Source organism: Paraburkholderia podalyriae, from assembly GCF_014397785.1.
Classification (GTDB): Bacteria; Pseudomonadota; Gammaproteobacteria; order Burkholderiales; family Burkholderiaceae; genus Paraburkholderia; species Paraburkholderia podalyriae.
Genome location: NZ_VZQQ01000057.1, coordinates 1 through 20,205, shown reverse-complemented (window position 1 = coordinate 20,205; position 20,205 = coordinate 1). Strand labels below are relative to the sequence as shown.

The window sequence follows — 20,205 nt, the reverse complement described above, 5'->3', positions numbered from 1 at the left end:
TCAGAAGCAGGACGGCGCCCACCCATCAAATGATGCGCTCATCGATGTGCGCAGCGGCGTCCTTGCGGGCGATTCGATTCTTCGCCCTGTGCAGTGCGGCGCATGAGAGCCATGTCGAATAGCCTCATGCGCGCCGCGCTCAGCTCTTGCGAGCCGCCTGCGTCTCGGTGGCACGCAGTTGCGCCGAGAGCTTGTCGAGCACGCCGTTCACGTACTTGTAGCCGTCCGAGCCGCCGAACGTCTTGGTCAGCTCGACCGCCTCGTTGATGACCACGCGATACGGAATATCGACGTGACTCTTCAGTTCGAACGCGGCGACCAGCAGCACCGCGCGCTCGACCGGCGAGAGCTGATCGATCGGACGGTCGAGGCACGGTGCGATGGCGGCGGACAGCGCTTCGGAATCGCGCATCACGCCATGCAGGATTGCTTCCAGGTGCTCGTGGTCAGCCTTGTCGTAACCTTGCGCGCCGCGCAGTTGCGCGTCGATCTCACCTCCGGTCGAGCCCGACAGCAGCCATTGGTAAAGTCCCTGCGTGGCCAGCTCGCGGGAGCGTCGGCGTGCGCTCTTCATGCCTCTTCCTCGTCGTCTTCGTCTTCTTCATCGTCGTCATCGCCCCCGAGCTGCTCGAGCGCGACCGCGAGGTTCGCCATTTCGACAGCCACGCGCGCGGCGTCGCGACCCTTCTCGGTCATGCGCGCGACGGCCTGCTCGTCGTTCTCGGTGGTCAGCACAGCATTCGCGACCGGAATACCGAAGTCGAGGCCGATGCGGGTGATGCCCGCACCGCTCTCGTTCGACACGAGCTCGAAGTGGTAGGTCTCGCCACGGATCACCGCGCCGAGCGCGATCAGCGCGTCGAATTGCGCGCTTTCCGCGAGCTTTTGAAGCGCGAGCGGGATTTCCAGCGCGCCCGGCACGGTGACGAGCAGCACGTCCTGGCCGGTCACGCCGAGGCGTTCGAGTTCTTCGATGCAGGAGTCGGCGAGGCCGTTGCAGACGGGTTCGTTAAAGCGCGCCTGGACGATGCCGATGCGCAGTCCGTCGCCGTCGAGGTTCGGTTGGTATTGTCCGATTTCCATGTGAATTCCGTAGTGTTTGAGTGGGCGGGAGGCGCGTGAGTGGCCGGATCAGATTTGCGGGGCTTGCGTTTTGCTGCCGGGCATCGGAATGAAGCCCGTGACTTCGAGACCATAACCCGACATGCTGCCGAGCTTGCGTGGGTTCGACAGCACTTGCATCCTGCCGACGCCGAGTTCGCGCAGAATCTGCGCGCCGATGCCGTAGGTCTTGAAGTCGACCGGCCGGCGCTTCAGCGCGTTGGCTTTTTCCGTTGAGTCGAACGCCTTGAAGACGTCGACCAGATGGTCTTTCGAGTCGCCGCAGTTCAGCAGCACCACCACGCCGATATCGCGTTCGGCGATCTCTTTCATCGCCGCATCCAGCGTCCACGAATGGGTGGATTCGCCGACTTCGAGCAGATCCAGCACCGACAGCGGCTCATGCACGCGCACCGGCGTGTCGCGATCGGGCGCGGGCGTGCCGCGCACCAGCGCGATGTGCGGCTGGCCGCTCGGCTGGTCGAGATACATGACCGCGCGGAACGCGCCGTGCGCGGTTTGCATCGTGCGTTCGCAGATACGCTCGACGATCGATTCGGTGCGGCTGCGATAGTGGATCAGATCGGCGATCGTGCCGATCTTCAGGCCGTGTTGCTTGCCGAACTCGATCAGGTCCGGCAGACGCGCCATCGTCCCGTCGTCCTTGATGACTTCGCAGATCACCGCGGCCGGCGTGAGGCCCGCGAGCCTCGTGAAGTCGCACCCGGCCTCGGTATGGCCGGCGCGCACCAGCACGCCGCCCGGCTGGGCCATGATCGGGAAAATATGGCCCGGCTGCACGATGTGCTCGGCCTTGGCGTCCGGCGCGACCGCGGCGGCGATCGTGCGGGCACGGTCGGCTGCCGAGATGCCGGTCGTCACGCCTTCGGCCGCTTCGATGCTGACCGTAAACGCGGTGCCGTACTGCGTGCCGTTGCGGTAGGTCATCAGCGGCAGGTTCAGCTGCGTGCAGCGGTCCTGGGTCAGCGTCAGACAGATCAGGCCGCGGCCGTAGCGAGCCATGAAATTGATCGCTTCCGGGGTGACAAACTCGGCGGCAATCACGAGGTCACCCTCGTTTTCGCGGTCTTCTTCGTCGACGAGGATCACCATCCGGCCCGCTTTCAGTTCGGCGATGATCTCTTGGGTGGAGGCGAGCGTCATGTTGGCGAGTTTTTCGGGAAAGCGGGTATTTTACGCCACGCGCGGGTCCAAGTCGCCTCCGCTAAACGACATAGGCCGTTTGGCCGACTGGTGACGAGCGGGGCGCGGTTGCTATGCTCGTCGAAACGGTGGGCGAGGGCGCCATTGGCGCGGGCGGCAACGTGGGCGGTGCGCCAGCGCGGCCCGCTTTACGGATTGCAATAGTGCGGAATGGTACTTGCGGCGAAGCAGGCGGCTTCGTCTCACTACCACCGGAGACCGGAATGTCCGAGACCGTCGGCTATTGCATCACTGACGGCCATCACGCGCTCGATTCAGGGGCGCGGCCATGAAGCGCGGCACCATGAGCGGGGGCTCGTCGCAAGCGCCGGTGAGCGCGCTGCGCGCCAGCGCGTACCGCATTCCGACCGACGCGCCGGAGGCCGACGGCACGTTCGCGTGGGACGCGACCACGCTGGTCGTCGTCGAAGCAGACGCGGGCGGCCACACCGGCATCGGCTACACGTATAGCGACGCGTGCATCGTCGCGCTGATTCAGGGCGCGCTCGCCGCCTGCGTGCTCAATCACGACGTACTGGATGTCCGCGCGCATTGGCAACGATTGCAACGCCAGGTGCGCAATCTCGGCCGCGCGGGACTGGCCGCCACCGCGATTTCGGCAATCGACTGCGCACTGTGGGACCTGAAGGCGAAGCTGCTCGGCGTGCCGCTCATAGCGCTGCTCGGCGCGCTGCGTTCGGCCGTACCGGTCTATGGCAGCGGCGGTTTCACCACATACACGAACCAGCGCTTGCACGAGCAGTTCGCGGGCTGGGTCGCGCACGACGGCTGCCGGTGGGTGAAGATGAAAATCGGCAGCGAGCCGGACAAGGACCCGGCGCGCGTCGCCGCGGCGCACGCGGCGATCGGCGACGTGGCGGGCCTGTTCGTCGACGCGAACGGCGCGTTCACGGCGCAGCAGGCGCTGTATTACGCGCAACGCTTCGCCGAGCACCATGTGAGCTGGTTCGAGGAGCCGGTGTCTTCGGACGACGAAGCGGGCCTGCGCGACGTGCGCGGGCACGCGCCGGCCGGCATGGAGATCGCCGCCGGCGAGTACGGCTACACGCTCGATGACTTCCGGCACCTGCTCGCGGGAGGCTGTGTCGACGTGCTGCAGGCCGACGCGAGTCGCTGCGGCGGCATCACCGGCTTTCTGCAGGCTGCCGCGCTGTGCGACGCATATCACGTGCCGCTGTCCGCGCACTGCGCGCCGGCGCTGCATCTGCATGTCGCGTGCGCGGCGCCGCGCCTGCGCCACCAGGAATGGTTCCACGATCACGCGCGGATCGAAGCCATGCTGTTCGACGGCGCCCCCCGTTTGCACGATGGCCAGATGAAGCCGGATCTGTCGCGGCCCGGTTGCGGGCTCCAATTCAGGCACGGCGACGCCGCTCGCTACCTCATCAAATAGAGCAGGTCCCCACCAGGAATCGAGATCGATGAGTGCTTCACGCGTACCCGGATTGTTTTACACGGCGGCAGCGGTGGCGGCCATCGCGGCGTTGGCCGCGCGCGGCGCGGGACAACCTCAGTCGCATCGTGAAGCACGCGGCAGCGGCCCGCACGGCCGCATGCCACGAGCATCTTCGAGGTTCCCGGCGTGGTCCGACCGGAGCGTTCGGCGTGCGCCGGCGCGCGCGAGCGAGCGAATCCAGCACCGAAGTTGAGGCACACGTCGAAGCGGCCCGCACCATCAACCACAGCTCCGCGCTGCTCGCGCTGGCGGTGCTCGCCGACAGCGCGATGGAGCACTACCGCGGCTCGTTCGACAACCCCGCGATGTTCGCGCCGCTCGTCAGCGCGAGTCTGTCGCTCGCCGCGGGCCTGCATGGCGGCGCGGATCGTCGCGGGCACACGCATCGCGCTCGCCATGCGATTTATCTGAGCGCGGCGGCGACGGGCATCGCCGGCACGGGCTTCCATTTGTACAACGTGATGAAGCGGCCGGGCGGCTGGAGCTGGAACAACCTGTTTCACGCGGCGCCGGTCGGCGCGCCGCTGGCGCTGCTGCTGTCGGGCGCGCTCGGGGCCGTCGCCGAACGGCTGCGCGACGAGCCCGCCGACACTCCGCGACTGCTCGGCATGCCGGCCGGTCAGGCGCTCGGTCTGCTGGTCGCCGCGGGGCTCGTCGGCACGGTGGGGGAGGCTGCGCTGCTGCATTTTCGTGGCGCATTCCAGCATCGCGCGATGTACGCGCCGGTCAGCATTCCGCCCGTCAGCGCGGCGCTGCTCGCGCATGCCGCGCTGAGCGCGCCGCGCGAGCGCTGGCACACGCGGCTCTGGTTGCGCATCACGACCGCGCTCGGCTTCGTCGGCACGGCTTTTCATGCACGCGGTGTCGCGCGTCGCCAGGGCGGCTGGCGCAACTGGAGCCAGAACCTGTTCGACGGGCCGCCGCTGCCCGCGCCGCCGAGCTTTTCCGCGCTGGCGCTCGCCGGGCTCGCCGCGCTGCGTCTGCGGGAGACTGAAAAATGACCAACGGACCACGCTCGACCCGAGCCACCCACTATCCCGACTATGACGTGCTCGACAAACGCACGACGCCGTCGTGGGACGCGCACACCCGCGCGGTGATCGCCGAGCGCCTCGCGACACCGCTCGAGCCGCGCTTTTTCAACGCCGTCGAGTGGCTCGCGGTCACACCGCTATGCGCCCGCATCGTGCCGCAAGCGAATGCGCAACCGGTCGTGCCGCTCGCCGCGCTGCTCGACGCGCGCCTCGCCGGCAACAGCAACGACGGCTACCGCGACGCCCGCTTGCCGCCGATGCGCGACGCCTGGCGCATCGGCCTCGCCGCGCTCGATGCCGAGTGCCGCGAGCGCGGCGGCCTGCCGTTCGCGAGCCTCGCGGAAGATACACAGATCGCGCTGCTCGGCGAGATGCAGCGCGGCGAACTGACGAACCCCGCGTGGCGCGGCATGCCGTCGAAGCTGTTCTTCGGCGAGCGCGTGCTGCACGACATCTGCGGCCTCTACTACTCGCACCCGCACGCGTGGAGCGAGATCGGCTTCGGCGGCCCGGCGAATCCGCGCGGCTATGTGCGCATGTACCTGAACCGGCGCGATCCGTGGGAGGCGGTCGAAGCGACGCCCGACACCCATCAGCAGGCCGCGAAGGAGAACCGCCGTGTCCGATGACGCGCAACAACGGCCGCGCGGCAAGGACGGCCGCGCACCCGACGTGTTTCAGCGCGGCGGCTGGGTGCCGATGCGCACGTACGCTGACAGCGAGGAGGTCGATTTCGCGATCGTCGGCACCGGCGCCGGCGGTGGCACGCTTGCGTGCCGGCTCGCGGAGAAAGGCTTCAAGATCGTCGCGTTCGATGCCGGCGCGTGGTGGCGTCCGCTCGAAGAGTTCGCGTCCGACGAAGCGCATCAGGAAAAACTGTTCTGGACCGACGAGCGTATCTGCGATGGCGACAATCCGTTGAAGCTCGGCAACAACAACAGCGGCAAGGCGGTGGGCGGCAGCACGGTCCATTTCGCGATGGTGTCGCTGCGCTTTCGGCCCGAGTGGTTCAAGTCGCGCAGCGTGCTCGGCTATGGCGCCGACTGGCCGCTCGACTGGCGCGAGATGTGGCGCTACTACGGCGAGGTCGAGAACGCACTGAAAATCTCCGGACCGGTCAACTACCCGTGGGGGCCGAAGCGGCCGCGCTATCCGTATCGCGCGCATGAACTGAACGCGGCGGCGTTGGTGCTCGCGCGCGGCGCCGAGGCGCTCGGCATCGGCTGGAGCCCGACGCCGCTCGCGACCATCTCGGCGCCGCGCGGCCGCGCGCATCCGTGCGTGTACCGTGGTTTCTGCGTGTCCGGCTGCGCGACCAACGCGAAGCAAAGCGCGCTCGTCACGTGGATTCCGCGCGCGGTGCGAGCCGGCGCCGAAGTGCGCGATCTGGCGATGGTCGGCCGCGTCGTCACCAACGACGCGGGGCTCGCCAGCGGCGTCGAATATCTGCGCGAAGGGCGTTGGCAATTCCAGCGCGCGAAGAACGTGGTGGTGGCCGGCTACGCGATCGAGACGCCGCGCCTGTTGCTGATGTCGGCCAACAGCCGCTTTCCGGACGGACTCGCGAACAGCTCGGGACTCGTCGGCAAATATCTGATGGCGCAATCGAACCAGGCCGTCTACGGCACCTTCGATGACGACATCCGCTGGTACAAGGGGCCGCCGTCGCTGTCGATCACCGAGCACTGGAACTACGAGGACAAGGGCAAGGATTTCTTCGGCGGCTATGCATACATGAGCCAGGGACCGTTGCCCAACGCGTGGGTCGCGTCGCAGAACGGTCGCGGCCTGTGGGGCGACGCGCTCGGCGCGGAGATGCTCAAGTACAACCATCAGGCGGGGTTGAAGATCGTCGGCGAGATGCTGCCGCAGCAGCGCAACCACGTGACGCTTGCCGACGAGAAAGACCAGTACGGGCTGCCGATCGCGCGCGTCACCTATTCATGGTGCGACAACGACAAGCGGCTCATCGCGCATTCGCTCGACTTCATGGAGCAGGCGCTTGCGGCCGCCGGTGGCAAGGAGCTCTGGCGCGAGACCGACGACACCTGCCACCTGAACGGCACCGCGCGCATGGGCGACGATCCGGCGACGAGCGTCGTCGATGCGGACTGCCGCAGCTGGGACATCCGCAACCTGTGGGTGTGCGACGGCTCGGTGTTTCCGACCGTCGGCGGCGTGAATCCGTCGCTGACGATCCAGGCGATCGCGTGCCGCACCGCCGACCGGATCGTCGCGCTGGCCGCGCGCGGCGAGCTATAGCCTGGTAGCCGTCAGCGGCTCCGCGTGCATCCGATGCGATGACAACATGCTCTCTGTGCATCGAAGCTAGACGCAAATCACTTTGAAGCGCGAAAACGCTCGCATTCTTCAATGCGCGATGCGCATGGTGCAATGCAAAATCCCTAGAAAGGCCGGGCTTTCTGCCCTCACCATACCCTGTGGGTATGAAAAAGGACGGGAAAAGTATTGGACGGGCGAAACGGGCGAAGGGTATAAAAAGGACCAATAAACCCACTTCTCGTAGCCGCCTCCATGATCCAAGCGACCATCGAACGTATCGAAACCCGCCTCGTCGATCTGCCGACGATCCGCCCTCACAAGCTGTCGGTCGCCACGATGTACGGGCAGACGCTGATGCTGGTCAAGGTGTATTGCAGCGACGGCATCGTCGGGGTCGGCGAAGGCACCACGATCGCCGGAATGGCCTACGGCCCGGAAAGCCCCGAAGCAATGAAGCTCGCGATCGACGCCTACTTCGCGCCGGCGATGATCGGCAAGGACGCGACGCGGATTCAGGCGCTGATGGCGCACCTCGGCAAGCTGGTCAAGCTCAATCATTTCTCGAAGAGCGCACTCGAAACCGCGCTGCTCGACGCACAGGGCAAGCGCCTCGGCGTGCCGGTGAGCGAGCTGCTCGGCGGCCGTCGTCGTGAGCGCCTGCCGGTTGCGTGGACGCTCGCGTCGGGCGACACCGCGAAGGACATCGGCGAAGCCGAGCATATGCTCGACGTGCGCCGGCACAAGGTCTTCAAGCTGAAGATCGGCGCGAAGGAACTGAAGACCGACATCAAGCACGTCGCCGACATCAAGAAGGCGCTCGGCGAGCGCGCCGCGGTGCGCGTCGACGTCAACATGGCGTGGGGCGAGACGCAGGCCGCGTGGGCGATTCCGGCGCTGGCCGACGCGGGCTGCGATCTGGTCGAGCAGCCGGTCGCGTCCGCCGCCGCGCTCGCGCGCCTGATGCGCCGTTTCCCCGTCGCGCTGATGGCCGACGAAGTCCTGCAAGGTCCGGACAGCGCGTTCGAAATCGCGAAGAACGGCGGCGCCGATGTGTTCGCGATCAAGATCGAACAGAGCGGCGGCCTGTTCGCCGCTCAGCGCGTGGCCGCGATCGCCGATGCCGCCGGCATCGAGTTGTACGGCGGCACGATGCTCGAAGGTGCGTTCAGCACGGTGGCGTCGGCGCATCTGTTCGCGAGCTTCGCGAATCTGCAATGGGGCACCGAGCTGTTCGGGCCGTTGCTGATCACCGAAGAAATTCTGACCACACCGCTCGATTACAGCGACTTCGAGCTGACCGTGCCGAACGGCCCGGGTCTCGGCATCGAACTCGACGACGCGAAGGTCAAGCGATTCACGCGAGACGGGCTGATGAAAGTCACCCGCTAAACGGATTCCGATCAAGAGGACTCAACGATGCTTTTCCATGTACGAATGGACGTGTACCTGCCGGTCGACATGCCGGCCGAAGTGGCGAACGAAATCAAGACGCGCGAGAAGGCTTACTCGCAGGAACTCCAGCGTAGCGGCAAGTGGCGTCATATCTGGCGCCTCGTTGGCGAGTACGCGAATTACAGCATCTTCGATGTACAGAGCAATGCCGAACTTCACGACATTCTGTCCGGCTTGCCTCTGTTCCCGTACATGAAGATTTTGGTGACGCCTCTGTGTCGTCACCCGTCGTCGATTCGGGACGACGACATCTGAGCCCAGGGGCCAGGCGCTGTTTGAAGGCGAGCGCATCCAAAGCCATCATTTTCCCAATACAAACTGGAGACAGTCATCGTGAGCGTCAAAGTTTTTGAAACCAAAGAAGTGCAGGATCTGCTGAAAGCCGCTTCCAACGTCGATGCCGGCAACGGCGACGCACGTTTCCAGCAGATCGTTTTCCGTCTGCTGGGAGACCTGTTCAAGGCAATCGATGACCTCGACATCACGCCCGACGAAGTCTGGGCCGGCGTCAACTATCTGAACAAGCTCGGTCAGGACGGCGAAGCGGCGCTGCTCGCGGCCGGCCTCGGCCTCGAAAAGTACCTCGACATCCGCATGGACGCCGCCGACAAGGCGATCGGTCTCGAAGGCGGCACGCCGCGTACGATCGAAGGCCCGCTGTACGTCGCCGGCGCGACGGTGCGCGAGGGCGTCTCGAAGATCGACGTCAACCCGGACGAAGACGCGGGCCCGCTCGTGATTCGCGGCACGGTCAAGGATCTGGACGGCAAGCCGGTCGCGGACGCGATCGTCGAGTGCTGGCACGCTAACTCGAAAGGCTTCTACTCGCATTTCGATCCGACCGGCGCGCAAAGCGAATTCAACCTGCGCGGCGCGGTGAAGACCGGCGCCGACGGCAGGTACGAGTTCCGCACACTGATGCCGGTCGGCTACGGCTGCCCGCCGCACGGCTCGACACAGCGGCTGCTGAACGTGCTGGGCCGTCACGGCAACCGTCCGGCGCACGTGCACCTCTTCGTCAGCAGCGACGGCCATCGCAAGCTGACCACGCAGTTCAACATCGAAGGCGATCCGCTGATCTGGGACGACTTCGCCTACGCCACGCGCGAAGAGCTGATTCCGCCGGTCGCCGAGAAGACCGGTGGCGCGGCGCTGGGACTGAAGGCCGATACCTACAAGGACATCGAGTTCAACTTGACGATTACGCCGCTGGTAGAGGGTAAGGACAACCAGCTGGTCCATCGTCTGCGCGCTTCGGCCGAAGCGTAATCGCACGAGGGCGGCGGCGTGGCGACACGGCCGCCGCCTTTCGTTGCCCGGCTGTTGGGCGATCATCTGATCGAGCCCGACGCTTCACTCGCGCATATCGACCTCGAAAGCGATGTCGGTTTCGACGCTATCGGCGTCGAGCGTGCGGGCGCAAATGGGCCGGTGTGCGAGGTCGCGGGTGTCGACTATGGACGCCTCCACGCCGCGCTCAGCTACATGCGGAAGACTTGCTCGACCTCAGGTGCCAGGTGCGGTCGGAATCTGTCTGAGGCTGCGGCGGTCTCGGGCTGCTTCGCGAATCAAGACTGTCCTATGGGCGAAGCCGTCGACAACATCCGCTCCACATACCGCGCAATCAGATCGATTTCCAGATTCACCCGCGCGCCCTCGCGCAGATGCTTGAGCGCCGTCACCTGCACGGTATGCGGGATCAGATTGATCGAAAACTCGCAGCCATCGTCGCGGTCATCGACGGAATTCACGGTCAGGCTCACGCCATTGACCGTAATCGATCCCTTGTACGCCAGATAGCGGCCGATCTCGCGCGGCGCGAGAATGCGCAGCTCGTGCGATTCGCCGACCGGCGCAAAACGCGTGACGGTGCCGAGCCCGTCGACGTGCCCGGACACGATATGTCCGCCGAGCCGGTCATGCGCGCGCAACGCTTTCTCGAGATTGACCTCGCCGGTTTCGCCGAGACCGGCCGTGCGGTTCAGGCTTTCGCGCGACACATCGACTTCGAACGAATGAGCGGTCTTCGCGACCACCGTCATGCAGGCGCCCTGGATCGTGATGCTGTCGCCGAGTTGCACGTCGGCGAGGTCGAGCCCGCCGGCCTCGACGTTCAGGCGCACGCCCGCGTCGCCGCCCGTGCCGAGCGGCTTGACTGATTCGATGCGGCCCACTGCCGCGACGATCCCTGTAAACATCGTGCTAGTCCTTGATCATTTCGAAACGGTGGGGGACACGGCGTCGGTCCCGGGTACGGCTGTCGGTGCGAAGCGCGCGAGGATCCGCAGATCGTCGCCGATCCGCTCGACCGTATGGAAATTCAGCTTGACGCGGTCTTCGAGCAGATCGGGCGAGGCCAGATTGAACATGCTCATCGAGTCCATGCCGAGCAGGCTCGGCGCGAGATACAAGAGCAGTTCATCGACGCAGCCTTCGCGCAACAGCGAGCCGTTCAGCTTGTAGCCGGCTTCGACGTGCAACTCGTTGACGTTGCGCTCGCCGAGTATGCCCAGCATGCGCGGCAGATCCACCTTGCCGAACGCGTTCGGCAGCGGCACGATCTCGGCGCCGCGCTCGCGCAGCGCGCTCGCGCGTTCTTCGAGACGCGCATCGAACTCGCCGCAGAAGATCAGTGTCGGTGCGCCGGCCAGGATCTGCGCGTCGAGCGGCACGTCGAGCTGGCTGTCGATCAGCACGCGGTGCGGCTGGCGCGGCGTATCGACCGCGCGCACGGTCATGCGCGGATCGTCCTCGCGGACGGTGCCGATGCCGGTCAGGATCGCAGACGCGCGCGCGCGCCAAGCGTGGCCGTCGGCACGCGCTGCCGCGCTCGTGATCCACTGGCTTTCGCCCGACGGCAAGCCGGTGCGGCCATCGAGCGAAGCCGCCACTTTCATGCGCACCCACGGACGGCCGCGCGTCATGCGCGACACGAAGCCGATGTTCAACTCCCGCGCTTCGTTCGCGAGCAGCCCGCAGCGAACTTCGATACCGGCTTCGCGCAGCATCGCGAGACCGCGACCGGAGACCTGCGGATTGGGATCTTCCATCGCCGCGATCACGCGGCCGATCTGCGCTTCGATCAGCGCGTTCGCGCACGGCGGCGTGCGGCCGAAATGGCTGCATGGTTCGAGCGTCACGTAGGCGGTCGCGCCGCGCAGATCGTGGCCGCGCGAGCGCGCGTCCTTCAACGCGCGAATCTCGGCGTGATCCTGGCCGGCCGGCTGCGTGAAGCCTTCGCCGATCACTTCGCCATTTCTGACGAGCACGCAACCGACGCGCGGATTCGGGTCGGTCGTGTACATGCCGCGCTTCGCGAGCGCGAGCGCGCGTTCCATATGGACAAAATCAGTTTGCGAGAACATCGGTGTCCGTTGTGGTGCGGTGTCTGGGTCAGCCCTTCAACGCTGCGAACGCGCCGCGCGCCGCGTCGATCGTCGCGTCGATCACGGCGTCGTCGTGCGCGCTCGACACGAAGCCCGCCTCGTAGGCCGACGGCGCGAAGTACACGCCCGCGTCGAGCATCTTGTGGAAGAACGCGTTGAAGCGCGGCACATCGCTCATTGTGACGTCGGCGAAGCTCGTCGGGACCGCTTCGCGGAAGTAGATGCCGAACATGCCGCCGAGCGCATCGGCCGCGAACGGCACGCCCGCCTCGCGTGCCGCCCGCGCGAGGCCTTGCGCGAGACGCGTGGTGCGCGCGGCGAGCGTGTCGTAGAAGCCGGGCGCCTGGATCAGCTGCAGCGTCTTCAGGCCGGCCGCGACCGCGATCGGATTGCCCGACAACGTGCCCGCCTGATAGACGCCGCCGAGCGGCGCCAGCTGCGCCATGATGTCGCGCCGGCCGCCGAACGCCGCCGCCGGCATGCCGCCACCGATCACCTTGCCGAGACACGTGAGGTCAGGCGAGATGCCGTACAGCTGCTGCGCGCCGCCGAGCGCAACCCGGAAGCCGCACATCACTTCATCGAAAATCAGCACCGAGCCGTACTCGGTGCACAGGCGCCGCAATGCCTGCAGGAACTCGGGGGTCGCGCGCACGAGGTTCATGTTGCCCGCGACCGGCTCGACGATCACCGAGGCGATCTCGTTGCCGAACGCGTTGAACGCTTCTTCGAGCGCGGCGACGTTGTTGTATTCGAGCACGGTGGTGTGCTTCGCGATATCGACCGGCACGCCCGCCGAGGTCGGATTGCCGAAGGTCAGCAGGCCCGAGCCGGCCTTCACGAGCAGGCTGTCCGCGTGCCCGTGATAGCAGCCCTCGAACTTGACGATGCGGCTGCGGTTCGTGAAGCCGCGCGCGAGACGCAGCGCGCTCATCGTCGCCTCGGTGCCGCTCGACACCATGCGCACCTGTTCGATCGACGGCACCAGCTTGCAGATTTCCTCGGCGATCTCGACTTCCGATTCGGTCGGCGCGCCGAACGAGAAACCATTCGCGAGCACGCGCTGCACGGCTTCGAGCACTTCGGGATGAACGTGGCCGAGGATCATCGGACCCCACGAGCCGATGTAGTCCGTATAGCGCTGGCCGTCCGCGTCCCAGAAGTACGGGCCTTGCGCGCGCTCGACGAAGCGCGGCGTGCCGCCGACGGAGCGGAAAGCCCGCACCGGCGAATTCACGCCGCCGGGGATCGTGCGTTGCGCGCGTTCGAAGAGGATTTCGTTTCTGGACATGGCGATGGCTGGAATAGGGAACACGGGTTGCGCAGCGGCGCAAAGGGCCTCGGACGATTCCCGCGGGCACCTCGCGCGATGCTGGGATGGATCGAGAAATTGTACCGGAGTCGGCGCCGGCGGGCTGTGCGGGCGGGCGCTCGCGGCGGCGCGTGTTTCGGCTAGCTGCCCGGGACGGTTATCGTCGGCGCTTTGCGCTTGCCGGTCAATTCGGCCCAGCGCTTCTCCAGCGCACCTTCGGCGATCGGTTTGATGATCGTGCCTGAGCTTTGCGCATCCCACGTCTGCACCGAGAACGGATGCACGCGCAGCTGATCGCGCGTGATGACCGGCGCGTCATGCGCATCGACGAGCCAGTCGTATTTTAGTAACCAAAAAATAATGTGTAATGTTTTAGCGGTATGCCTGCCGGCATACCGCTGCTTCTTGGGGCGTGCCCGCCCCAAGAAGCTGTGCGTGCATATTTTTTTTAATCAGACTTTCTCTCAAAAATTTGTGTCGGCACATTAATATGCGTTGATTTGCCGAAAAATTCGGAGTATTTTTTATAGAGTGTCTTGTATTGAACGGGAGTAACTTAAGCAAATGGTTTGCGCGCGGAATGAGGTCGATTTATAAATCTTTTTCTGGTTCGGCTGGAGGTGTTATGACTGGTGGTCCTGCAGCAGACTTGGCAAATTTTGACAACTACGGCACGGGTGTCATCGTCTCCACGGCCCGCGACCAGCGTGCGTTTGATTTTCTCGTCGCCAGAGTCGGATGCGAGCGTGTAATAGAAGCGCGATTGGCGTTGCCTGGTCAGCGTCGTGCCTATGTTTCCAATATTGCAAAGCAACTGAAAATTGTTATCCCGGAAGACGTCATGATTACAAGTAGAGAAGAAGGTCGTCGACAGTTATCGGCTATAAAAACTTTGCTCAGCTTGAATTCCAAATAATTTGCAAAGCGTTAGTAGCCGTTCCACTCATAGAACGCACTATGCAATATGAGCGCAGACCTCAAAATTCTTGTTGTTAGTGCCATTGCCTTGCGAGCTTCTGCTCGTTCGTCGACGAACGCCTGCATCGACCATATCAGAAGGCCTCGTCTCAGCGTTTGGAGACTTTATGGTCGCATGCAGGTGGCCCTATGAGCCTACTGATAGGAATGTCGAGGGCGTGCGCTAGCTTTTCGAGATGCTTCAAGTCGGCATTCGGCTTTTGCGACTCAAGTCTGGTCACATAATTGCGCGATAGCTCGGCATATTCCGACAGTGCATCTCGCGAAAATCCACGTGCTGCGCGAATTCACAGCCACTCGTTCCCTAAGCGAGACGGGAATCTCGTTGTCGCGCGGAATTACGTTGTCATCCAACAGCGAAACGGCCTCCACGCCAAGTCCTGCAGCAAGAAGGTCAAGTGTATCGAGCGCAACGTTTTTCTCGCCTACTTCAACCCCGCTTATCAAGCTTCGGTGCCCGACCGATTTGACGGCCTCAAAAAACGGCGTGAAGGTAGTTTTCCTGGAGAAGTTCGCGTCGGCAGAACTCAAGAACATTCGGATGAACTTCGCGCCGCTACAAAATGGACTTGAGTCTATTTGCGTGGGAGAGTGCTCTATAACAGGTCCTCCGGCTTCACGCGCAACGCTCGCGCGAAAGTCTGCAAGGTTCTCAACCTTACGTTTTGCTTTCCGGACTCCACGGCGCTCACCCAGTTTCTATCTACCTTCATCTTTTTTGCGAGTTCCCGCTGATTAAGGTCGAGTCCCAACCGCAATGCACGCACCCGCCCGGCGAACGCGTCGCGCATTTCAGACGCCGTCTTTCCTGGCCCGTCGCCGCCGAGCATTTCCGCGAGACTGGTTCCTAGAGCTTCGGCGATGGCAGCAGCCCTCTCAATGGGTATATTCGGCGCACCACGCTCCACTCGACTTACGCTGTTTCTATCGAGGCCAAGCATTACACCTAAGGCCTCTTGTGCAAGCCCTGACGCGTCACGGCGCCTTCGCATCTCCTTCGCGAAAACTTCTGCAAGGTCGCGCATTTTTTAAAGACGAATTGAAAAGCCGTAACTATTCGTCTTTGCAAGCCAATCGTCTACAACACTGGACTTGTAAAGTCAAACGATGTAAACGTTGAGCTTTACAAGTCAAATGACTACAATGAGGTCTCGGACCTGCGCCGCCTTTGGGTTTGGCGGCACTGATGATGGCAACAACCTCTTCGCGGCGCCTCAATTTGAGCCAGGAGTGAAAACATGATTTTTGTATTTTTATGCCTTGACTGGGTTCCGCCGCCGCACCCGACGCATGGCGCCGAGGGGAATAACCTTGCCTTATTGCATCCTGCCGGTGCTTGGCAGGAGTGCATTGACAAGCTTGCAAATTGCCTTGACGGCTTCGCCGGCTCGGTCGGCGTTCTCGCCACCAGCTGCATGCTGGGGCGAAGGCTCTCAGAGGTGGCCCCATCCATGGGGCGGCTACAACCAAAAATCTTTGACTTTGTCAACACGATTGCTGAGTCGCCGTACGAGTTTGTATGTGATTATCTTTCGACGCGTCCCGGCCAATGGGTGGCTATCGTGGGCGGAGACGAGTCGTTTCCGCCTGAACATCGACACCGCGTAGTTTCCTTTGCCGGAGACGCAGGCGAGATTGACTCCGTTTGTGCTGAGCTTGCGAACCTCATCGACTCGTTCGGTCAGGTCGCGATTGAAGCGCCGACGCGCCGCGAACTCGCTCTCATATCTGGCGACCGACACATGATGGCGTTGATGAAGGCACAATTTGCCGCGTCAAAACGCGCCGCGTTGCCGAATGACTGAGGGAGCTGTGAGATGCGAATCCAAGTCGCCTCGGACCTGCATCATGAACTCGCGACACCCGGTTCTGCGATGGCGTTGCAAATAGCGCCTGCGCCTGGTGTTGACGTGATTTTTCTCGCGGGGACATCCACAAGCACCTCACGGCAATTGACTTGTACGCTGACTATCCTGTGCCCGTGGTCTATATCCATGGAAGTCGCGAAAGTTACGAGACAGACTTACATCCGTCGGTGTCCGAGTTGGGGCAGCGAGCAGCGGGCACGGCTGTGAGGTTTCCTCTCGCCAGCGTTTACGAGCAATCTCAAGTACTTGGTTTCGGAAGCCGACTATCGATTAGGAGATTTGCAGAGTCCTCTGCAATCCTCGAGGCCATCCTCGGCGCAACCACCAACGTCCCGAACTGTGCGTATGAAAGCGCCGAGTTTCAGCCAGCAAAGGTTATCGATGTGTAGCAGGAACAGTCTGTCAATGCGGGCGGTGGTCGTTCTGTTTCTCGATTTCATTGCGCAGCGGGGTTTGAAATTCGACGCCCGTGATTGATGTGTGGTGCCACCAGGAGCAATATGTCATGCCGCTTTACTTCTTAGACCCGTGTCATGTGGTGCTCGAACGTTGGTCTATTCGCGAAAGAGACGATACAGGCGAACGTCATTTTGTGGGCTTCGATACCGTTAACAACGACGGACGCGTTAGCACTCCGATTCGCGCGTTTGACCCGATTACACGCACTGGGTGTACCGCTACTGGAAGTACATATCAGCTAGTCGGACGCGCCGGCCATGACAGGGATGCCGAGTATGTGTGGTCTCGAGTAGTGAGGATTTGGGAAATAAAGAGCTGGAAAGACGTCACGCTAGACCTGGTGCCTGATTGGCGGCAAGCGCTAGAGGTTGATAAGCCGGCTCAAGACAACTGAGCGATGTGCCATCGATTGGCTTTGTACCCGCGATTCGGAGTTTGGACCGTCGCGCAGCGACGAAGGACCGAGGCAGCAGAGGCATCTGAGGAGAGCGAATTGACAATGCCCAACGAAAGAACGCGCGCACTGCTGCGTGCCCGCGAGTTGATGATTGAGCTGTCGTTAGCCGAGCGGCCGGAACAACTACCGACCTTCCGCGATAAGGCCGTGACTGTGCTGAGGCACTATCCTGACCGGGGTGAAATTGAGCTAATCGCCGAAAGTAGCGGTCGGCTCGAGTGGCCATGCTGAACGCCTGGCCGTACGACCACGAGCCGAGACAGACTTTTGGTGTCAGGTACCGCCGAGTGTTGGGTCGCGTTACATAGTGTGACAATCGAACTGGAGGGGCAATGAGGGTGCGCGAACTGCTTGCAATGCTGTGCGATGCTGACCTGGACAGCGTCGTATTGTTTATCGACGGATATGCAGATAGCGACGAATCGGATGAAGTCCGCGAAGTTTAGATACCCGCCTCTGCTCGGACGCACGAGCATGGCTTCTATGCGAACAGTGAATATGAGGTTCTCTATCCCGGTATGCCAGAGGTACGTGACGAAGGGTACAGAGAAGTTGTTTATGAAAGCGAGAGAGGGTAATCGTGCTGTCTGCCGGTCCAACAAATCTCAGATTCCAACTTTAGCAGCGAGATAAAGCGCTCGTCATCATGCGTCAGGCGACTCCGCATTGGTTGGAAAAAATGCTACGCGATGCACTGAGAGCGCGTCGACAAATGATACGTGACGGCGAACTCTTGCCCGAGGATGAATTTCGTCGACGGCGCGGAGTCACGCCGAATCAACTGGCGCGTCTGAGCGCGAGCGGCAGTGTATTTTTCATCGAAGTTGATGGGAAGGCATATTACCCAAGGTTGCTCGTCGACCCTGCGCACAATATGCGGCGCCTGGCCTACGTATGTCGTATTCTCTGGCCCGCTTCGCCGAATGAGCGCTTGCATTTTCTAACTTCGCGTAGCGGTGCACTCGGCGGCATTACGCCTCTACAGGCTCTGAAAAACGACGCTAGCTACCGAGAATTGCTGATTCTTGCCAGGGGCTGGGCATCAGAATTCTCCCGGACGATAGTAAAAATCTGCTCCGGTGAGTTCATTCGAGGAGCTACGTTGCCCGTCGTCTGCACCGGCGTTATCGAAATCGACCCACGTGTAGGCCTATGGCGTCGAGCAGCTGACGCACTCGGGGGAGGAGGGAATTTGCGTCCAGACGGCCCCTATCCCAAGCCGAAAACGGCGACCGTCTTCATTTCTCGGGGAACTGCTGGCAGACCGGGCGACATGGTTGAGGCTAGGCTGGACGTGCTGGTTAGCCAAGGTCTCGCGCATACCGGCGTTGTCGTCGAAAACTATCCCAGGTCGGACCTTGACCCAATAAGAGTCGACAAGGCGGACGACCTGGTTACCGTCATCCGCAAAATCTTAGCAGCATTTAGATGAAGGCACGCTTACAAAAATGGTTCTCCTTTGCCCCTTGCGGACCCGTTATCGCTTGCAACTCGGCGACGTAATTCGACAGATTGTCCTATTTGGTTCGACCCTTGAGTCGGCCGTTGAAGCGGTTAGCATGCCAGAAATGGATGCTGCTGCGTTCGACAATATATTGAACTCCGAACTTGAACATCTCCAACAGTACAACTGCGCTCGGTATCGATTGCCGATGGATAAGACGCAGGACTGGATTGATAGAGGACGCCCGCGCTGACGGTGCCGCTTCCGACTCCTGCTTGGCCCTGCCAGTGTCAATGAGCTGGCAGAGGGGGCGGTCAGTATTCCATACGTTTTATCGCACGGGGGCGGCGCCGCGCTCTCTGGCGCATTTCTTAATCGCTTCGGATGCACCGTATGTTAGAGACAGCTAATTGCTTGGTTGATGAAAGCGCACGAAGGTCAGTTCTTTTTTTGGACTATGACGGCGTCCTCCACCGGGGCCCGTCATATCGCACGCGACGGGGCATCGTGAGCAGTGACCCCAAGATTCAACTTTTTGAATATGCGTCGGTCCTCGAAGAAGCACTCAGGCCGTATGTCAACGCGGAGGTCGTTCTGTCAACATCCTGGGTGCCGACACTCGGATTCAATCGTGCGAGAGATGCGCTGCCGATAAGTTGCCTTCGAGCGCGCGTAGTCGGCGCAACTTTTCACTCGAGGTATCACGATGCGTGGGCTTGGCCGAATATTGGACGCGGCGTACAGGTGCTGCGATATGTCCGAGTCCACCGATTACGGTACTGGTTAGCCATTGACGACCACGACGACGGATTCGAAGGCTACGATGAACACCTCGTAAAATGCGACGAAAAGCTGGCACTCGGCGATTCTGGAACGTTCGAGGTGTTGCGAAGTCGGCTGGCAGAGCAATTTTGCGAACAGAGCGGTGCTTCTCGACTGGAACCAGGTCAGCCGTCACGGTCTGCCTAAATCGGCGCGATGGCGACGTGGTTTGTGCGCAAGGCTATGTATTCCCATCGGGTACAACGGCCGTGCATCATCGGTCGCCGTCAGCTGCACGCCTGTGCGTCGGCCGAACGGACAGCGAAAGGTGCCTGATGATGCCCGCCCGACGTGCGGACCTTCGCGCAAGCTCGACATCGAACTGGAAACAGGTTTCTTCGTTGGTGTCGGCAATGCTTTAGGCGCACCCGTTCATGCGAAGGATGCCGATGGCAATATCTTCGGCATGGTGCTCCTCAACGACTGCAGTGCCCGAGACATCCAGCAGTGGGAGTATCAGCCGCTGGGACCGTTTAACTCGAAGGGCTTTGCCACCACCATCTCGCCGTGGGTCGTGACGATGGATGCGCTCTCGCCGTTTCGCGTAGAACAACCTGCGCAGGAGCCGGAGCCGCTGGGTTACCTGCGCGGCGCGTCTCGCGCGGGCGTGGGCCTTGAACTCGAAGTCCTGCTCAAGCCAAAGTCCGCTGACTCGGCCAAGACGATTGCCCCGACCAACTTCAAGTACATGTATTGGACGATGGCGCAGCAACTGGCTCACCACACGTCGGGCGGCTGCAACACTCGCGTTGGCATTTTGATGGGCTCAGGGACGGTCAGTGGGCCGGAGTCGGATGCCGAACTGCGTATTTCGGTGAACGTGACCGCTGATTTCGGGAACGTGACCGATTCGGCGAGGTTGGGCGTTGCGCGGTTTCGATTGTAGAGTTCCTCCCTAGTTTTGGTCGAGTTCTGGTTCCAATACACTG

Annotated in this window: 20 protein-coding genes and 2 pseudogenes; 13 read left to right on the top strand and 9 right to left on the bottom strand. The window is 62.5% G+C overall.

Annotated elements, in window-relative coordinates:
* Positions 1 to 139: 139 nt before the first annotated feature.
* Genes nusB through ribBA form a run of 3 tightly spaced genes read right to left on the bottom strand, consistent with a single transcriptional unit; the run spans position 140 to position 2,265 of the window.
* The gene (gene nusB, locus F6X42_RS34365; RefSeq protein WP_187638425.1) at positions 140 to 574 is read right to left on the bottom strand and encodes a transcription antitermination factor NusB; all 435 of its coding nucleotides are present in this window, start codon (positions 572 to 574) and stop codon (positions 140 to 142) included.
* Entirely contained in the window at positions 571 to 1,083 is a 513-nt protein-coding gene (ribH, locus tag F6X42_RS34360; protein WP_187638424.1) for a 6,7-dimethyl-8-ribityllumazine synthase, read from the bottom strand. The genes nusB and ribH overlap by 4 nt, the downstream gene beginning before the upstream one ends.
* A gap of 48 nt (positions 1,084 to 1,131) precedes the next feature.
* Entirely contained in the window at positions 1,132 to 2,265 is a 1,134-nt protein-coding gene (gene ribBA, locus F6X42_RS34355) for a bifunctional 3,4-dihydroxy-2-butanone-4-phosphate synthase/GTP cyclohydrolase II (protein ID WP_187638423.1), read from the bottom strand.
* A 328-nt stretch (positions 2,266 to 2,593) separates the two neighbouring features.
* Between ribBA and F6X42_RS34350 the strand changes: the two genes are divergently transcribed.
* The 7 genes from F6X42_RS34350 (at position 2,594) to catA (ending at position 9,819) form a co-directional block, all read left to right on the top strand.
* Positions 2,594 to 3,718: an enolase C-terminal domain-like protein gene (locus F6X42_RS34350; RefSeq protein WP_187638422.1), complete on the top strand. Its 1,125-nt coding sequence runs from the start codon at positions 2,594 to 2,596 to the stop codon at positions 3,716 to 3,718.
* Between the two features lie 212 nt (positions 3,719 to 3,930).
* Positions 3,931 to 4,782: a hypothetical protein gene (locus F6X42_RS34345; protein ID WP_376776491.1), complete on the top strand. Its 852-nt coding sequence runs from the start codon at positions 3,931 to 3,933 to the stop codon at positions 4,780 to 4,782.
* Positions 4,779 to 5,444 (top strand): gluconate 2-dehydrogenase subunit 3 family protein, encoded by a 666-nt coding sequence (locus tag F6X42_RS34340; RefSeq protein ID WP_187638421.1) that lies wholly within the window; start codon positions 4,779 to 4,781, stop codon positions 5,442 to 5,444. Before F6X42_RS34345 ends, F6X42_RS34340 begins: the two co-directional genes overlap by 4 nt.
* Positions 5,434 to 7,077: a GMC family oxidoreductase gene (locus tag F6X42_RS34335; protein ID WP_187638420.1), complete on the top strand. Its 1,644-nt coding sequence runs from the start codon at positions 5,434 to 5,436 to the stop codon at positions 7,075 to 7,077. The genes F6X42_RS34340 and F6X42_RS34335 overlap by 11 nt, the downstream gene beginning before the upstream one ends.
* Before the next feature lie 273 nt (positions 7,078 to 7,350).
* On the top strand, positions 7,351 to 8,487 hold the full coding sequence (locus tag F6X42_RS34330; RefSeq protein ID WP_187638419.1) for a muconate/chloromuconate family cycloisomerase: 1,137 nt from the start codon (positions 7,351 to 7,353) through the stop codon (positions 8,485 to 8,487).
* A 27-nt stretch (positions 8,488 to 8,514) separates the two neighbouring features.
* Complete coding sequence (catC, locus tag F6X42_RS34325) at positions 8,515 to 8,805, top strand: muconolactone Delta-isomerase (protein ID WP_187638418.1); 291 nt, start codon at positions 8,515 to 8,517, stop codon at positions 8,803 to 8,805.
* A gap of 78 nt (positions 8,806 to 8,883) precedes the next feature.
* Positions 8,884 to 9,819 carry a catechol 1,2-dioxygenase gene (catA, locus tag F6X42_RS34320; RefSeq protein WP_187638417.1) on the top strand — a complete coding sequence of 312 codons (936 nt, stop codon included), beginning with the start codon at positions 8,884 to 8,886 and terminating at the stop codon, positions 9,817 to 9,819.
* A gap of 299 nt (positions 9,820 to 10,118) precedes the next feature.
* On the opposite strand, the gene F6X42_RS34315 is transcribed toward catA, so the two are convergent.
* From F6X42_RS34315 to F6X42_RS34300, 4 genes and pseudogenes are all read right to left on the bottom strand, one after another.
* On the bottom strand, positions 10,119 to 10,748 hold the full coding sequence (locus F6X42_RS34315) for a riboflavin synthase (RefSeq protein ID WP_187638416.1): 630 nt from the start codon (positions 10,746 to 10,748) through the stop codon (positions 10,119 to 10,121).
* A 15-nt stretch (positions 10,749 to 10,763) separates the two neighbouring features.
* The gene (ribD, locus tag F6X42_RS34310; RefSeq protein WP_187638415.1) at positions 10,764 to 11,915 is read right to left on the bottom strand and encodes a bifunctional diaminohydroxyphosphoribosylaminopyrimidine deaminase/5-amino-6-(5-phosphoribosylamino)uracil reductase RibD; all 1,152 of its coding nucleotides are present in this window, start codon (positions 11,913 to 11,915) and stop codon (positions 10,764 to 10,766) included.
* Between the two features lie 28 nt (positions 11,916 to 11,943).
* Complete coding sequence (gene hemL, locus F6X42_RS34305) at positions 11,944 to 13,227, bottom strand: glutamate-1-semialdehyde 2,1-aminomutase (RefSeq protein ID WP_187638414.1); 1,284 nt, start codon at positions 13,225 to 13,227, stop codon at positions 11,944 to 11,946.
* 161 nt (positions 13,228 to 13,388) lie between these two features.
* A pseudogene (locus tag F6X42_RS34300) lies at positions 13,389 to 13,589 on the bottom strand (hypothetical protein); the annotation flags it as partial.
* A 200-nt stretch (positions 13,590 to 13,789) separates the two neighbouring features.
* On the opposite strand from F6X42_RS34300, the gene F6X42_RS34295 reads away from it, so the two are divergent.
* Complete coding sequence (locus F6X42_RS34295; protein ID WP_222945826.1) at positions 13,790 to 14,164, top strand: CppA family protein; 375 nt, start codon at positions 13,790 to 13,792, stop codon at positions 14,162 to 14,164.
* 151 nt (positions 14,165 to 14,315) lie between these two features.
* Here F6X42_RS34295 and F6X42_RS46065 read toward each other — a convergent pair whose 3' ends face one another.
* Both F6X42_RS46065 and F6X42_RS34285 read right to left on the bottom strand, forming a co-directional pair.
* Complete coding sequence (locus tag F6X42_RS46065; RefSeq protein ID WP_187638439.1) at positions 14,316 to 14,513, bottom strand: helix-turn-helix domain-containing protein; 198 nt, start codon at positions 14,511 to 14,513, stop codon at positions 14,316 to 14,318.
* A 309-nt stretch (positions 14,514 to 14,822) separates the two neighbouring features.
* Positions 14,823 to 15,218, bottom strand: a complete 396-nt coding sequence (locus F6X42_RS34285; protein ID WP_246530356.1) for a helix-turn-helix transcriptional regulator — start codon at positions 15,216 to 15,218, stop codon at positions 14,823 to 14,825.
* A 246-nt stretch (positions 15,219 to 15,464) separates the two neighbouring features.
* Between F6X42_RS34285 and F6X42_RS34280 the strand changes: the two genes are divergently transcribed.
* The 5 genes and pseudogenes from F6X42_RS34280 to F6X42_RS34265 form a co-directional block, all read left to right on the top strand.
* On the top strand, positions 15,465 to 16,031 hold the full coding sequence (locus F6X42_RS34280; protein WP_187638411.1) for a hypothetical protein: 567 nt from the start codon (positions 15,465 to 15,467) through the stop codon (positions 16,029 to 16,031).
* 919 nt (positions 16,032 to 16,950) lie between these two features.
* Positions 16,951 to 17,241, top strand: coding sequence for a BPSL0761 family protein (locus F6X42_RS46060; RefSeq protein WP_376776490.1), 291 nt, complete (start codon positions 16,951 to 16,953; stop codon positions 17,239 to 17,241).
* A 415-nt stretch (positions 17,242 to 17,656) separates the two neighbouring features.
* Positions 17,657 to 18,442, top strand: coding sequence for a hypothetical protein (locus tag F6X42_RS34275; RefSeq protein WP_187638410.1), 786 nt, complete (start codon positions 17,657 to 17,659; stop codon positions 18,440 to 18,442).
* Positions 18,443 to 18,838: 396 nt separating this feature from the next.
* A complete protein-coding gene (locus F6X42_RS34270; protein WP_312892970.1) occupies positions 18,839 to 19,423 on the top strand; it encodes an HAD domain-containing protein in 585 nt (194 codons plus the stop codon).
* A gap of 40 nt (positions 19,424 to 19,463) precedes the next feature.
* Positions 19,464 to 20,075 (top strand): annotated as a pseudogene (locus tag F6X42_RS34265) (fumarylacetoacetate hydrolase family protein); the annotation flags it as partial.
* Between the last annotated feature and the right edge of the window lie 130 nt (positions 20,076 to 20,205).

Bases quoted from the DNA above. Each gene is read 5' to 3' on its own strand.
- nusB (WP_187638425.1), bottom strand. From the start codon at position 574: ATGAAGAGCGCACGCCGACGCTCCCGCGAGCTGGCCACGCAGGGACTT.
- ribH (WP_187638424.1), bottom strand. From the start codon at position 1,083: ATGGAAATCGGACAATACCAACCGAACCTCGACGGCGACGGACTGCGC.
- ribBA (WP_187638423.1), bottom strand. From the start codon at position 2,265: ATGACGCTCGCCTCCACCCAAGAGATCATCGCCGAACTGAAAGCGGGC.
- F6X42_RS34350 (WP_187638422.1), top strand. From the start codon at position 2,594: ATGAAGCGCGGCACCATGAGCGGGGGCTCGTCGCAAGCGCCGGTGAGC.
- F6X42_RS34340 (WP_187638421.1), top strand. From the start codon at position 4,779: ATGACCAACGGACCACGCTCGACCCGAGCCACCCACTATCCCGACTAT.
- F6X42_RS34330 (WP_187638419.1), top strand. From the start codon at position 7,351: ATGATCCAAGCGACCATCGAACGTATCGAAACCCGCCTCGTCGATCTG.
- catC (WP_187638418.1), top strand. From the start codon at position 8,515: ATGCTTTTCCATGTACGAATGGACGTGTACCTGCCGGTCGACATGCCG.
- F6X42_RS34315 (WP_187638416.1), bottom strand. From the start codon at position 10,748: ATGTTTACAGGGATCGTCGCGGCAGTGGGCCGCATCGAATCAGTCAAG.
- ribD (WP_187638415.1), bottom strand. From the start codon at position 11,915: ATGTTCTCGCAAACTGATTTTGTCCATATGGAACGCGCGCTCGCGCTC.
- hemL (WP_187638414.1), bottom strand. From the start codon at position 13,227: ATGTCCAGAAACGAAATCCTCTTCGAACGCGCGCAACGCACGATCCCC.
- F6X42_RS34285 (WP_246530356.1), bottom strand. From the start codon at position 15,218: ATGCGAAGGCGCCGTGACGCGTCAGGGCTTGCACAAGAGGCCTTAGGT.
- F6X42_RS34280 (WP_187638411.1), top strand. From the start codon at position 15,465: ATGATTTTTGTATTTTTATGCCTTGACTGGGTTCCGCCGCCGCACCCG.
- F6X42_RS46060 (WP_376776490.1), top strand. From the start codon at position 16,951: ATGTGCCATCGATTGGCTTTGTACCCGCGATTCGGAGTTTGGACCGTC.
- F6X42_RS34275 (WP_187638410.1), top strand. From the start codon at position 17,657: ATGCGTCAGGCGACTCCGCATTGGTTGGAAAAAATGCTACGCGATGCA.
- F6X42_RS34270 (WP_312892970.1), top strand. From the start codon at position 18,839: ATGCACCGTATGTTAGAGACAGCTAATTGCTTGGTTGATGAAAGCGCA.